15 protein-coding genes and 1 other annotated feature are annotated in these 14734 nt (G+C 38.0%); of the genes, 14 read left to right on the top strand and 1 reads right to left on the bottom strand.

Translation table 11 applies throughout. The features are described from left to right. Positions 1 to 22: 22 nt before the first annotated feature. The 5 genes from KI375_RS16005 to ggt all read left to right on the top strand — a co-directional run bounded on the left by KI375_RS16005 (position 23) and on the right by ggt (position 6294). Positions 23 to 1078, top strand: a complete 1056-nt coding sequence (locus KI375_RS16005; RefSeq protein WP_212974473.1) for a DUF3231 family protein — start codon at positions 23 to 25, stop codon at positions 1076 to 1078. 658 nt (positions 1079 to 1736) lie between these two features. Beyond that, entirely contained in the window at positions 1737 to 2453 is a 717-nt protein-coding gene (locus KI375_RS16000) for an aminoglycoside phosphotransferase family protein (RefSeq protein ID WP_244852732.1), read from the top strand. Between the two features lie 165 nt (positions 2454 to 2618). Continuing rightward, complete coding sequence (locus KI375_RS15995) at positions 2619 to 3152, top strand: GNAT family N-acetyltransferase (protein ID WP_212974472.1); 534 nt, start codon at positions 2619 to 2621, stop codon at positions 3150 to 3152. Between the two features lie 220 nt (positions 3153 to 3372). Beyond that, entirely contained in the window at positions 3373 to 4512 is a 1140-nt protein-coding gene (locus KI375_RS15990) for a M20 family metallopeptidase (RefSeq protein WP_244852730.1), read from the top strand. A gap of 87 nt (positions 4513 to 4599) precedes the next feature. Then, positions 4600 to 6294 (top strand): gamma-glutamyltransferase, encoded by a 1695-nt coding sequence (gene ggt, locus KI375_RS15985; RefSeq protein ID WP_212974471.1) that lies wholly within the window; start codon positions 4600 to 4602, stop codon positions 6292 to 6294. Between the two features lie 167 nt (positions 6295 to 6461). Here the strand turns inward: ggt and KI375_RS15980 are convergent, their stop codons facing one another. Continuing rightward, on the bottom strand, positions 6462 to 7022 hold the full coding sequence (locus tag KI375_RS15980; protein WP_212974470.1) for an AAA family ATPase: 561 nt from the start codon (positions 7020 to 7022) through the stop codon (positions 6462 to 6464). 313 nt (positions 7023 to 7335) lie between these two features. Between KI375_RS15980 and KI375_RS15975 the strand changes: the two genes are divergently transcribed. The 9 genes from KI375_RS15975 to KI375_RS15935 all read left to right on the top strand — a co-directional run bounded on the left by KI375_RS15975 (position 7336) and on the right by KI375_RS15935 (position 14733). Continuing rightward, on the top strand, positions 7336 to 7728 hold the full coding sequence (locus KI375_RS15975; RefSeq protein WP_212974469.1) for a UPF0715 family protein: 393 nt from the start codon (positions 7336 to 7338) through the stop codon (positions 7726 to 7728). Positions 7729 to 7855: 127 nt separating this feature from the next. Continuing rightward, positions 7856 to 8104, top strand: a binding site (T-box leader). Between the two features lie 42 nt (positions 8105 to 8146). After that, positions 8147 to 9148 carry a tryptophan--tRNA ligase gene (locus KI375_RS15970; RefSeq protein ID WP_212974468.1) on the top strand — a complete coding sequence of 334 codons (1002 nt, stop codon included), beginning with the start codon at positions 8147 to 8149 and terminating at the stop codon, positions 9146 to 9148. A 475-nt stretch (positions 9149 to 9623) separates the two neighbouring features. Beyond that, positions 9624 to 10079, top strand: a complete 456-nt coding sequence (locus KI375_RS15965; RefSeq protein ID WP_374706856.1) for a MarR family winged helix-turn-helix transcriptional regulator — start codon at positions 9624 to 9626, stop codon at positions 10077 to 10079. Positions 10080 to 10171: 92 nt separating this feature from the next. Beyond that, complete coding sequence (locus KI375_RS15960) at positions 10172 to 11110, top strand: ring-cleaving dioxygenase (protein ID WP_212974466.1); 939 nt, start codon at positions 10172 to 10174, stop codon at positions 11108 to 11110. A gap of 14 nt (positions 11111 to 11124) precedes the next feature. Continuing rightward, positions 11125 to 11733 (top strand): flavin reductase family protein, encoded by a 609-nt coding sequence (locus tag KI375_RS15955; protein ID WP_212974636.1) that lies wholly within the window; start codon positions 11125 to 11127, stop codon positions 11731 to 11733. Between the two features lie 27 nt (positions 11734 to 11760). Then, a complete protein-coding gene (locus KI375_RS15950) occupies positions 11761 to 12747 on the top strand; it encodes a ring-cleaving dioxygenase (RefSeq protein ID WP_212974465.1) in 987 nt (328 codons plus the stop codon). A 24-nt stretch (positions 12748 to 12771) separates the two neighbouring features. Further along, entirely contained in the window at positions 12772 to 13374 is a 603-nt protein-coding gene (locus KI375_RS15945) for an alpha/beta hydrolase (RefSeq protein WP_212974464.1), read from the top strand. A gap of 239 nt (positions 13375 to 13613) precedes the next feature. Then, on the top strand, positions 13614 to 14225 hold the full coding sequence (gene wrbA, locus KI375_RS15940; RefSeq protein WP_212974463.1) for an NAD(P)H:quinone oxidoreductase: 612 nt from the start codon (positions 13614 to 13616) through the stop codon (positions 14223 to 14225). A gap of 163 nt (positions 14226 to 14388) precedes the next feature. Beyond that, a complete protein-coding gene (locus tag KI375_RS15935) occupies positions 14389 to 14733 on the top strand; it encodes an ArsR/SmtB family transcription factor (RefSeq protein WP_212974462.1) in 345 nt (114 codons plus the stop codon). Position 14734: the final 1 nt, after the last annotated feature.

The following is a 14734-nucleotide window of genomic DNA, read 5'->3' as shown; positions in this document are numbered from 1 at the left end:
TTATGAAAGGGGCACGTATGTAGTGGAGCCGACAAAGCCGACTAAAATCAAAACACGAAAATCGAATGATATACATGATCAATTAACCGCAGCGGAAATGGGAAAACTTTGGGCTACATACACTGGGAATACGATGGCTAGCTGTGTTCTCCAATATTTTCTTCAGCATGTGGAAGACAAAGAAATTAAGAAGGTCTTAGAAGATGCCTTAACTTTAAGTCAAACGCTTGTGTCGAGGATAAGGGAGATCTTTGTTCAAGAAAATTTTCCTGTTCCTATGGGCTTCACGAATGAAGATGTAAACTTAGGGGCTCCAAGGTTATTTGCTGATGAGTTTTATCTTCACTATTTAAAGTATACAAGTAAGGCTGGATTGAGTATCTATTCGATTGCCGTCCCTTTAATGATCAGGAAAGATATAAAGGATTTTTTTATCCGTACTCTGGACTCCACTGTGCAACTTGTCACACAAATTAATGAGGTATCGACCCAAAAAGGCTTGAATGTAAAGCCACCGACTCTTCCTAATCCTAAAAGCGTTGACTTTGTCAAACAGCAAAACTATTTAAGTGGTTTTTTCGGTCATATCCGGCCTCTTCATGCGCTTGAAGTGGCACATCTATTTGATAATATCGAAAATAATGTGACAAGTAAGGCATTGCTTCTTGCATTTGGCCAAGTATCCAAAATAGACAAAGTAAAAAAATTTATGTTACGAGGGAAGGAATTGACGAACAAGCATATAGAAACCTGTTCGCAGCAACTTCATAAAAATAATTTGCCGTCGCCGTCTCTATTAGATAACCTAATAACAACGTCGACCTTTTCCCCTTTTTCAGATAAATTGATGCTCTGGCATAAAATTGATACGTTTTCAATGAAAATTAGATCTTATGCCAATGGTGCATCACTCAATGGAAGACGTGATATTGGTGCCATGTACGCTAAGTTTATAATGGATGTAAGTCTTTATGTAGAAGATGGCGCTAATATTATGATTGATCATGGATGGATGGAACAACCTCCAAAAGCGATTGATCGCGACAAGCTTGCAAAAGAGAAGCAGTCTAATGAATGAAGAGGAAAATCTCCCTTGGCGTTAATGGAAGCAGGAAAACTCCAAACTTTTATATAAGGCTTTTATGCAGAGACCATTCACAAAGTCTGTATAAAAGCCTAATATTATTTATACCATTGTCGTTTTACTCATCTTCAAGCTTTATCTATTTCCCTGCATTAATTCTTCAGAAATATTTAGCTTACCTAAGTGATTTGTGACTGGGATTAAAACTATATAGGCAAATAGATAAATGATGATCAACATAACGGCAATCATTGGAAAATTGAAAGAAAGTATTCCAGGGTCGATTAAGCTGATTAAATAAGTGAAAATGATCCCTAGTAATACACCGAGGTAAAAATCAACTTTGTTATAATGGGTATTATCGGAATGGCATTACCTTATACCTGGAATGGTGAGTATAAAGTTTCTTTTCACAGAAAGGTTACCATTTATATTAGTCCTCATAAATTATTATCAGGGGTGAGAGCATGATTGAAGAACTAACCGATAAAATTCCATTATTAAGTAATAGTAAGGACATTATTCAAATTAAAAAGGGAGCTTCTTCAGATCAAAAATATTTAATAATTCTTGAAAATAAAAAGGTCCTTCTTCGAGTGTTTAATCATGATGAGTTCAATTCTAAAGAGATGGAATATTCAATCCTAGAAAAATGCAAGATTATAATGTCACTTGCTCTCTACCAATTTCGATTGGTACGGTTGATAATCAAGGCTATATCATTACGACTTACATTGATGGTAAGGATGCTGAAGAGGAACTGCCTCAATACTCAGAACAGGAACAATTTAATATCGGTATCGAGGCTGGAAAAGAACTAAGAAAAATGCATCAATATACTGCTCCAAACCATGTCACGTCTTGGTATGTAAGAAAAATGGAAAAGCATAAGAATTATGTAAATGCTTATTTAGCGTGTGGAATAAAAGTTAAGCATGACAAAAAGATAATGGACTTTATTGATGAAAACATTCATCTTATGAAGCAACGACCCAATGTATTTCAACATGATGATTTCCATGTTGGGAATATCATTGTGAATAATAAAAAATTTGCTGGAGTTGTAGATTTTAACAGATATGATTGGGGAGACCCAATCCATGAATTCCTTAAAATCGGTATTTTTAGTCGAAATGTAAGCATTCCTTTTTCAATCGGGCAAATCAAAGGATATTACAATAACATTGAGCCCGATGAATATTTTTGGAGGTTATATTCACTATACCTAGCAATGTGTGTATTCTCTACTGTAATTTGGACAATAAAAACTATTCCTGACAACATAAATGACATGTTAGATAAAGTTCACTTGTTTTTGGAGGACCATGATTATTTTAGTAAGATAAAGCCTAAGTGGTATCCTTTTTAAATTGGGAAAATCCCATTTATGTCGACGGGTGTTTATACATAAATAAAGGATAGAATGAAAGAGTCTAGAGGATAGGCAAGGTTTTATCACTTGCATATTTTGGTCTTTTTTATATGGAATGGTGAAGGTCAAACGGCATTTGATCAAATGAAGAGGAGATTATAAATGGATATCCTGATTAGACAAGAAATCACGAGCGATTATGATAAAACGGAAGAAATCATTCAACAAGCTTTTTTAAATGAAGAGAAAAGTGATCAGACAGAACATATACTGGTTCGTCAGCTTCGGACTTCCGCTGCCTTCATTCCAGAGCTTTCACTCATTGCCGTTGATCAAGATAATGAAATAGTGGGGCATATCCTTTTAACGAAAATTAAAATCGTAGATGGGGATCATACAGCCGATTCATTGGCGCTAGCCCCCGTTTCAGTTTTCCCCGAACATCAGAAGCAAGGAATCGGCAGCGAATTGATTCATACTGCATTAAAAAAGGCAAAAGAAATGGATAAATGCTCTGTTATTGTTTTAGGGCATAAAGACTTTTATCCGCGTTTTGGCTTTAAACCAGCAAAATTATGGAAAATTCGCGCACCATTTGAGGTCCCTGATGAAGTGTTTATGGCGCTCGAACTAACAGAGAATGCCCTTGCAAATGTGCAAGGTGTTGTTCAGTATTCACAACCTTTCTTAGAATAAAGTGAGTCGGCCATCACTGAAGGTTCTTCCGGACGGTTACACTGAGACGAAAATCGAAAATATAAAGAATAGAGGTTGTCCAAGAAATCTTGATTGCTTTCTTGGGCAGCCTCTAATTTTATGCATTCGATAGTATTAAACTCTTCGAAGTTTGGTTGTGGTTAATTCTTTTAAAAAAGAGGGTATGGTATTCATACAATTCAAAAATAGGAGGACAGACATGATTGAGGCATATCTTGAAGAAAAAAAGCCTGAGATGATTGAACTCTTGGAACAACTTGTTAATACAGATAGCGGATCTGGTGACAAGGAAGGTGTTGACGAAGTTGGAGATATTTTAAAAGAGAAGTTTGAGGCAGCAGGCATGCATGTAAAGATACATCGTGAAAAAGAGTTTGGTAACCACTTAGAAATAAAAGCTAATGAAGACTGCGATCCGAAAATTATGGTTATTGCACATATGGACACTGTCTTTCCTAAGGGAGAAGCTGGAGAACGTCCTTTTAAAATAATTGGAGATAAAGCGTTTGGACCAGGTGTAAATGATGAAAAAGCAAGCCATGTCCAAGTTTTATATGCTTTAAAGGCTTTGAAGAATAGCGGATCTGATGCATATAAAAATATCCATGTGATTTTTAATAGTGATGAAGAAGTGGGTTCCCCGTCTTCGAAATCACTGATAAAACAGATTGCTGAGGACAAGCAATATTCATTAGTTGTAGAATGCGCCCGTCCTAACGGAGGGATTGTCACGGAGCGAAAAGGGGTAGGAAATTTCTCGCTTGATGTAAAAGGGAAAAGTGCCCATGCTGGTGTGGAGCCAAAAAGAGGCAAAAGTGCAATTGAGGAAATCTCTGACAAAATCCTAAAACTTCAAAAATTAAATAACTATGAGGAAGGATTAAGTGTCAATGTCGGCTTAGTCAATGGCGGAACCTCAAGTAATACCGTACCTCCAAATGCAAAAGCAGAGATTGATGTTCGGATTAAAGGAGAAGAACAAGCGGGAGAAGTAACGAAAGAAATTACAAAAATCGCTCAACAAGAGCATGTACCAGGAACATCGACAGAACTCAAAGGGAGTATTAGTAGACCTCCGATGGTAAAAACGGAAGAAACAGAGCAATTAGTAAAAGTGATTCAAGAAGCGGGAGACGAACTAGGAATGTCGGTTCATCCATTGCAATCAGGTGGAGGGTCTGATGCAGCTTTTACGGCAGTGGAGGGGATTCCAACAGTTGATGGAATGGGACCAATGGGTGAATTCTCTCATAGTGAAACCGATGAATATACCGATTTAAAGACTTTCCCACAACATACAGCATTGTTGGCCAAAACCATTGAAAAGTTGAGCAAATAATCAAGTTTCTGGAGCTCTCCCGCCTCCTCCCACTGTCATCTTCAAATATCAAACAAAAATTAATTGAAAAACAAGGAGGAAGCTGAAATGGACATACGAGAGATTTTTCAACAGCAAAAAACGGCAGATATCAAGATGGGGGAGCAAAGGGCCATTGGTGACTTCGGAATGGCAGTGAGTGCAACAAAGGAATCATCTGAAATAGGGGCTCAGGTATTGCGGGCTGGAGGGAATGCAGTGGATGCTATCGTTGCGATGCAGTTTGCCCTTTCCGTGTCAGAACCTTTTAATACCGGACTAGGTGCAAGTGGTTTCTTACTTGTGTATAACCAGCATTCAGGGACTACACAAGTGATTAATGGGCATTCTAAGGCTCCTGAGCATTTATCACCTGATATGTGCCTGGATGAAAAAGGAAAAATCATTCCTTTTTTTGAGCGCACAGTAAACGCCAATTTTATCGGGATACCGGGGATTTTGAAAGCCATGGAAAAAGCGAATGACATATACGGCACAATGTCTTTAGCACAGTTAATTGAGCCGTCCACCCAATTAGCAGAAGAAGGGATGGAAGTGAACTGGTTGTGGGAGAGGGCATTAGATATGTATGGCGATAGAGTTGGCCAGACTGCTAGGTCGCTTTTCTATCCTGACGGCACTCCTTTAAAGAAGGGAAAAATGGTGAAAAACAAAGAATTAGCGCATTCCTTGAGAATTATTCAAGAAAAGGGAATAGGCGCTTTTTATAATGGAGAAATTGGGGAAGCGATCATCCAACTTATTCATGATAAAAAGGGCTGTATGACGAAGGAAGACTTGCGAAATTACCGGGCTGAAATACAAAACCCGATCATAGGGGACTATAAAGGCTTGCAAGTGGCAACCCCTGGACCACCGAACGGTGCTGGTGTTTCGCTGCTTCAGCTACTGAAAATCCTTGAAATGGTAAAAATTGAACAATATGATAGAAATTCATGGGAGAAGCATTTTTTACTAGCCGAAGCGATGCGAATTGTATTTACGGACAAACTGACTTATATGGGAGATCCAGACTTTTTTAATATCCCAGTGAATGGATTATTGCATCCGAAATATATCGCCGAACGAGTAAAATTAATCAATTTTGACAGAATGAACCAAGGAGTCGATTTTGGCAACCCTTGGAAGTATGAAGAGAATGATTCGTATCAAGAATTACGGGGCGGCGAAACGACCCATTTTACCGCTGTAGATAGGTGGGGGAATATTGCCGCCTGTACATCCTCACTTGAACACTACTTTGGATCAGGCATTATGGTTCCAGGACATGGTTTTCTTTTAAACAACGATTTAACAGATTTTTATCCTACAGAGGAAAGTGTAAATGATTTGCAGGCGGATAAGTATCCTGTCAGTACAAAATGTCCGACGATTATTTTTCATGATGATAAACCCGTCATGACACTTGGGTCACCAGGAGGTCCAACCATCGTAGCTTCTGTAGCCCAAGTGATGATCAATGTCCTAGACTATAAAATGGATTTAAAAGAAGCCATTGAACAGCCACGTATTTATAACAGTACGACACCAAAAATTATATGTGATGAGCGTCTGGAAGAGAAAGTAAAAAACAAATTATGCAACATGGGGTTTGAGCTCCTAAGTACAGATATTGTTATTGGAAATGTACAAGCTATCCTACTAGATCGGGATAATAATCAAATGTATGGAGCAGCTGATTCATCCCGACCTGGAGCCGCAATTGGGGTTTGGGAAGAGCATAATGGGAAGGAAATGGCATAGGGGCAAGGCTATCTACAAAGGGGAGTGATTGTCTTTTTGTAAGTAGTTCAGATAAAGTGGAGAAAATTCAAATCAACAGCACAAAGATTATGTAAAACATAATAAATAGTAGCAAATTTAGCAATAAAAAACGCTTGGAAAAACAAGCGTTTTTTCAATGCCGTTTTTTATAAATTGAATTTTCCCTTAACTGTTTTTGCAATTTCTTCCGCACTCAGGTTGGTATTATTTATCTTAATATAATTGGTGAAGTTGATTTCGCCATCTAAGGAATTCAATCTATATGTCTCCAAAGATTTTAATAATTCATTTTCAGACCATTCAATATTCCTTTTCGATGGCTTATGTTCAAGTCTATTAGAACTTTTATTTCGTTCAAGTCTTTCATCCAGATCGGACTCAAGTTCTACATAGTACACAGTTCCACCTTTAGACTCAAAAATCTCAGTGACTTGATTGACATAATCCCAGTCTGCCTGTAAATTAAATGCCCATACATAAGTAAAAATCATTCCATATAAATCACTACTTGATACCTCTTCAAAAATCTCCCGCCGAAATAGACTTACTAATCTCTTTCCTTCTTTCGTACCGTAGTCAAAGAAATGATTAACTAAATCAATCGTCATATGATTATGAAATAGTTTCAAATCTGTAACTTTTGCTAATTCCTGTCCCACTGTCATTTTGCCAACTGCTTGAGGACCAAAAATAAGAACGAATTTCATAAGCTCACCCCTTAAAAATTATTTATTATCTCTTTTTTGAAATTTCTACAAATATAGTAACACGAATTTACAAATAAATGATATTGAGTTTTATGTGATCTCCCGTTCCAAGTAAATTCTATGAGATTTAGTAACCCAATTATAATGCGGATTGGTCATTTTTTTACTATCATATTTTGATTTTTCTACACAATAACTACATTTACTTAGTCTTTTTTGGAGTTCTTTCTAAAAGAAGATATATAAAACCTCGTCAAAACTCACTAACTGTGCTATCTTGTGCTTATGAATGTTTCCTTTAGGATGTGCTGTTTTGATAAAATTGAAGATTGATCCAAACACGGTGATAAAATCCCTTCCATGTTCACTACTAGCTGCGCTAACCCTAAGTATAATCACAATGTTTTTTGTACCATCCTATTTTTCGATTATTGGTGTTTGCTTCTACTCGATCATTTATTTTTCCGTGTACTTAATTTTTATTGTCCCCATTCAAATATGTCTAAATCGAAAACCAAGAAAGTTCCACCTGTTCTATCTGTTCATCTATATTTGCGCCTCTTTATTTGCCTCTGCGATTATGATGATGATAAATGGAGAGCAGCCTTTTACCATAATGAATTATTATGTGATCTCCCTTTTGGCTGCTATCGTTATATGGATATTCGATTCACTTATCTTACAAGAGAGCAGAATTGGAGTATAAAGAGCATATGCTTCTGATGAGTGTTTAAGAATTTATAGAATAAGTTTTTTGTACGGGTTTCTAGCCTTTAAAAGCTATTGACCATCTTGACCTTTACAGAGCAATCATTTAGAATAGGGCCAATAATGAAAAGGCGATGAAGAAGAGGAGTAAACTATAAGAACGCTTTAGAGAGCTGATGGTTGGTGAAAATCAGTGCGGTATTTTAGTTGAATGGACTTCTGAGCTGCTTAACTGAAATGACAGTAGGTTTAGCGGAATGTCTTACCGTTAAAAAAGACCGCGTATCGAAACAACTGGGTTTGTTTCCGTACAGAATAGTGCGTTTGCTTTTGTAAACGAATGAAGGTGGCACCACGGGTTACTCGTCCTTTTTTGGATGGGTAGCCCTTTTTGTATGAAATTCGAGGAGGACAGTATGGTGAAAAAATCGATTTTAACAGGAATTAAACCAACAGGACAGATTCATTTAGGCAATTATATGGGAGCAATCAAGCCGGCCTTGGAACTAGCGAGGACCCCAGATTATCAAGCAGCATATTTTATTGCCGATTATCACGCGTTAACCAAAATGCATCATGCAGAGGAATTTCGTGACCTATCAAATGGGGTGGCCGCAACATGGTTAGCATTAGGGCTTGATCCTGAACAAGTCATCTTTTATCGACAATCTGATGTACCAGAGATTTTTGAATTAAATTGGATCTTAAGTTGTTTTGCCTCCAAAGGGTTATTGAATCGGGCTCATGCTTATAAAGCGATCGGGGAGGACAATAAAAGGCTAGGGAGGGATCCTGACTTTGGTGTGAATATGGGGTTGTTTAATTATCCTATCCTTATGGCAGCCGATATTTTGCTGTTTCAAACGGAAGTAGTTCCAGTTGGAAAAGATCAAGTTCAGCATGTGGAAATTGCGAGAGATCTTGCTCATAATTTTAATCGGAATTACGGTGAAACATTTCTACTGCCAGAATATAAAATAAAAAAAGATACGGCTGTCCTACCTGGATTAGATGGGCGGAAAATGAGTAAAAGTTATCAAAATACGATCCCGCTTTTTGTAGAACCAAAAAAGCTGCAAAAACTTATCAATAAAATTAAAACAGATTCATTACCACCAGAAGCACCGAAAGACCCTGATACATCTATTTTGTTCCAATTATATACAGAATTTGCCTCCTCACAGGAAATCCAAGCGATGAAAAAGCAATATGGAAATGGCATTGGGTGGGGAGAAGTGAAGAAGGAACTGTTTCTCGTGATGAATCGGTTTATCGAAGAACCACGGGCAAAATATACTGAACTCATGTCCTCACCTGAAACAATTGATAAAATATTAAAAGAAGGGGCAGAAAAGGCGAGAGCTATAAGTATCCCTTTTTTGCATGAGGTTAAAGAGAAGATTGGGTTTAAAATGTAGTATTTGTGAATACCTAGCTAGTTGCTGGCTAAAGGCAAAAAGTGGTCTTAGAGCTTGTCTATCCTATTAAATGAGCTACGAAATGATCGATACTTGAGGCTATTGGCCCGATCCTGCAGTTTAAGAAAAAGCTCCTACTTTCAATCCGCAAAGCAGGGGCTTTTCACCTCATTCAGATAGTGACCATATTAAATTTGATTGCCAGGACCAATTCCAATCATATCTCCCAAGCAATAGATATGTTCAACATCTTTTTTATTGTCAATTTCCGCAAGAACAGCCCATAATGCGGGGCATTTCCGTGAATATCTGTTATGATTGCAATGCGCATAAACTCTACCTTCTAAAATTCCAAGTTTTATATTCGACTATCATATCAAGAATTAAAAACTGTGCTCCAACTCTTCACAATTAAACCCCAGTTGACAGAAAAGCATATTCATTATATAATTATCTCGAATTCGAGATAAAAGGAATGATAACGATGAGCAAAGATCATTATGATGAAGAGCTGTCTTTGAAGTTATTTGTTGTTATGACAAGGGCTTTAGATTCGATTAAAAAGCGCGTGGAAGAAGATATTAGATGCTTGGGGTTGAATCCAACTGAATTTGCAGTTTTGGAGCTCATTTATAATAAAGGAGAGCAACCGATCCAAAAGATTGGTGAAAAGGTTCTGATTGCAAGTAGTAGCATCACGTATGTGGTCGATAAATTGGAAAAGAAGAAATTATTAGAGAGAAAACCATGTCCAAACGATCGTCGAATTACGTTTGCCACTATAACTGCAAAGGGAAAGGAGTTAATGGATGACGTTTTTCCGAAACATTCATTGGCTATCCAAAAAATCGTCGCTGGTCTAGATATGGATGAGAAACAACAGATGATTGAACAACTGAAGAAGTTAGGACTTCACGCCCAAAAACTATAAATTTTTTTAAATAATTATCTCGAATTAGTATTATATTAAATTGAGATTATTTGATTTTAGATAGATGAAATATACATGAAGGAGTGAGTAATATGCAAAAAAGGACGAGTGGGATTCATCATATCAGCGCCATTGTTGGGCATCCGCAAGAAAATATAGATTTTTATGCCGGTACACTTGGGCTGCGTTTAGTAAAGAAGACCGTCAATTTTGATGATCCAAGCACCTATCATCTTTATTTTGGAGATGCAGAAGGGAAACCGGGTACGATAATTACCTTTTTCCCGTGGGCAGGAGCTAAGCAAGGAAAGATTGGTGCTGGACAGGTAGGCATGACAACGTACGTAATTCCTACAGGTACGTTGCCATTTTGGGAGAGACGATTAGAAACATTTCAAATTCTCTTTAAAAAGGTGGAACGTTTTGGAGAACAGTATATTCAATTTGCTGACCCCCATGGCTTACACTTAGAATTGGTTGAACGAGAAGAAGGTGAAATCAATACGTGGACATTTGGTGGCGTTAAGCCAGAAGTTGCGATTAAAGGATTCGGAGGAGCCACACTCTATTCTGCACAACCTCAGCAAACAGCTAAACTGTTAGAAGCAGTCATGGGGTTGGAACGTTTGGGAGCAGAAGGCGATTTGATCCGTTTCCGTTCATCTGCAGATATTGGAAATATCATTGATTTAAAACAGACCGCGACAGAAAGGGGGAGAATGGGTGCTGGAACAGTTCATCATATTGCCTTTCGAGCAATCGATGATCAAGACCAATTAAATTGGCAGGAATATGTTTCAGCCCATGGGTATGGTGTTACGCCTGTGAAGGACCGAAATTATTTTAATGCGATCTATTTTCGGGAACATGGGGAAATACTATTTGAAATTGCGACAGATCCTCCTGGATTTGCTCTCGATGAATCAAAAGAAAGAATGGGAGAACAATTAAAGTTACCTGAGCAATATGAACAATATCGGGATCAATTGAACCGGCGGTTAATTCCGATTGAAGTAAGGGAATTAGATTAGGAGGGATGCACTTGATGCTTTCCATTGACCCCAATACCAATACAGAACGAGAAAATTATAAATTTTTAACCGGGAGTATCATCCCAAGGCCGATCGCTTTCGTGACAAGCTTATCTGAATCGGGTGTACTAAATGGGGCACCCTTTAGTTATTTTAATATTGTCTCTTCCAATCCGCCGCTGATTTCTTTATCGATCCAACGTGCTGGGGGAAAAATGAAGGATACAGCGAGAAACATCATCGAGAAAAAAGAATTCGTTGTTCATATTGTCGATGAGCATAATGTCGACTTGATCAATCAAACAGCGGCAACTTTATCACCAGATGAGAGTGAGATTGAAATAGCAGGGCTCACAGCTGTTGATAGTGCAAAAGTTTCTGTGCCTGGTGTTCAAGAAGCGAAAATTCGTATGGAATGTATACTGGAGCAAGTATTGCAGTTGGGTGGTCAAGATGAACCAGGTTGTGACTTGATTATTGGAAAAGTCATTCACTTTCATATTGAGAATGAAATATACAAAGCTGGCAGAATTGATCCTACAGGATTAGCAGCAGTGAGCCGTTTGGCTGGCGCCAGTTATGCTAAACTTGGTCCAACTTTTGAAATTGAACGACCAAAATGATGGTAAGAATTTAAGGAGGAAAAGAGCATGAATGAATTAAAAGGAATCCACCATGTAACAGCCATTACAAGCAGTGCAGAAAAAATATATGAGTTTTTCACAACGGTTTTAGGTGTACGTTTAGTGAAAAAAACAGTGAATCAAGACGATATTCAAACTTATCATTTGTTTTTCGCTGACGATAAAGGAAGCCCTGGGACGGATATGACATTCTTTGATTTTCCGGGGATTCCCAAAGGTGTTCACGGAACGAATGAGATCGCCAAAACTTCTTTTCGTGTACCAAGTGACAAGGCATTGGAATATTGGGTGAAACGCTTTGACCGACTCGATGTGAAACATAAAGGAATCACAGAACAATTTGGAAAAAAGACGCTTTCTTTTATTGACTTTGATGAGCAAGCCTATCAGCTTATTTCGGATGAAAATAATCAAGGGGTTCTTGCTGGAGTTCCTTGGCAAAAGGGTCCGATTCCTTTGGAATATGCGATTACTGGTCTAGGACCAATTTTTGTTCGCGTTGAAAATATCGATTATTTTAAAGAAATGCTGGAGGAAGTTCTTTTATTTAAAGAAGTAGCCGTGGAGGGTGCTTATCACTTATTTGAAGTTGGAGAAGGTGGCAATGGAGCACAAGTTATCGTAGAGTATAATGCTATTTTACCTCAAGCACGGCAAGGATATGGAACAGTGCATCATACCGCATTCCGCGTGGAAGATCGCTTTGCGCTGGATGAATGGCAGAAACGATTGCAAACTTTCCGCTTTCCGAATTCAGGATATGTGGAACGCTATTATTTTGGATCCCTGTATACAAGGGTTACACCGCATATTTTATTCGAATTAGCCACAGACGGACCTGGTTTTATGGGCGATGAACCATACGAAACTCTTGGTGAAAAACTATCTCTACCACCATTCTTTGAGGAAAATCGAGAAGAAATTGAAGGTCTTATTCGTCCGATTGATACGATAAGAAGTACGAAAGAATTCGAGAAGGAATATGAGGATTAAACAATCTAGAAAGGGGAGATAAGGATGAAACATCTTTTTCAAAAGGGAAATGATCTAGATAATACCACTTTGCTTTTATTGCATGGAACGGGTGGAACGGAACAAGATTTGCTTCCACTTGCTAAAATAATAGATCCTGCTGCAAATATTTTAAGTGTAAGAGGGAATGTTTTAGAAAATGGTATGCCTCGTTTCTTTAGACGATTAGCAGAGGGTGTATTTGATGAAGAAGATCTAGTCTTTCGGACAAACGAGTTGTATGAGTTTCTAGATGAAGCCGCTGAAAAATATGACTTTGATCGCGAGCAACTGATTGCGATTGGTTACTCCAATGGAGCCAATATAGCGGCAAGTTTGCTATTCCATTATCAAGATGCATTAAAAGGGGCGGTTTTACATCACCCAATGGTACCGAGAAGAGGAATCGAACTTCCTGATTTAAGTGGAACTCCTGTATTTATCGGGACTGGGAAAAATGATCCACTTTGTTCAGCAGAAGAAACAGTAGAGCTGCAAACTCTATTTGAACAAGCAAACGCCAATGTTCATCTTCATTGGGAGAATAGCGGGCATCAATTGACAGCAACAGAAGTGGATGCTGCTCGAGAGTGGTATTTGTCTATCTAAACCAATAAATCTCCCCTTTTTATGGAGGGGAGGGATTCTTTTGTTCGATATCTCGAATATGAGAATTATGAATTTGTAATATAATAAAAAACCTCCATAAGGGGCATAAGAAAGAGGGATATTCCTTAACACTGGAGGTGGTTTTTAAAAGATTCGAAAATGAAAAATAGAAAGAGACGGTGCTTTACATGAGTTTTTTTAATAAATTATTTGGTAGAAAATCAAAGGAGCTGGACAATATGTCAAATGTTAAATTAGCGGTTATTTTTTATAGTATGGGTGGAACAAATTATCAATTAGCAAAATGGGCGGAAGAAGGAGCGAAAGCAGCAGGAGCTGAAGTGAAAGTTTTTAAGGTAGAAGAATTAGCTCCTGAATCTATAATTGCCGGAAATGAAGGATGGAAAGCAACTGTTGATGCGACGAAAGATGTTCCAGTCGCGACATCTGCTGATCTTGAATGGGCAGATGCGATTGTTTTCAGTGTCCCGACACGATTTGGGAATATGCCTTCGCAAATGAAACAATTTCTTGATATTCAAGGTGGACTTTGGGCAAGTGGCAAGACTGTCAATAAGGTTGTAAGTGCTATGTCTTCTGCTCAGAATCCTCATGGTGGTCAAGAAGCAACAATTTTATCTTTATACACAAGTATGATGCACTGGGGCGCGATTATCGTTCCTCCAGGATATACAGATCCCGTTTTATATGGTGCTGGTGGAAATCCATATGGGACAAGTGTCACAGTTGGACAAGATGGAAAAATGGTTGAAGATGTTGAAGCGGCAGTGAAGCACCAAGCGAAACGGACAGTGGCTGTTGCGGACTCCGTTATAAAAGGAAATCAATAAGCAGAAAACAGAGCTGGCCATAGTCATTCGGTCAGCTTTCTCTATTGTGTTACTCTTAAAAAGACAAACAAGCGCTCGATATGACTAGTCTAAAGCTTTTTTCATTTACATATATAAGCAAATTGTTATATACTTATATTCTGTTGATAGGAGGTGTTTTTAGATGGAAAAAGTAACGATTGAAATGGAACAAGCGGCAGTGATTTTAAAATTACTTGGAGATAAAACACGTTTAATCATGATGAAGATTTTAGATCAACATGACTGCTGTGTTTGTGAGTTTGTTGAGATTTTTAAAGTGAGTCAGCCATCGATTAGTCAACATCTGCGGAAGTTGAGAGATCTTCAATTGGTGAAAGAAGAACGAAGGGGGCAATGGATTTTTTATTCGATGAACAAAAGTAACGAGTATTATTCATTTATCCAGGAAATTCTTGCTCAACTACCTCGTCAAGATCATTTATTAAAAGCACTAGAAGAAAAAGGGACACGGATTGCGTGTTGCTAAT

Source organism: Bacillus sp. J14TS2 (assembly GCF_018333015.1).
Lineage (GTDB): Bacteria > Bacillota > Bacilli > Bacillales > Bacillaceae_C > Lederbergia.
The sequence above is the reverse complement of the archived record's forward strand: the minus strand, read 5'-3'. Positions and strand labels throughout refer to the sequence as shown.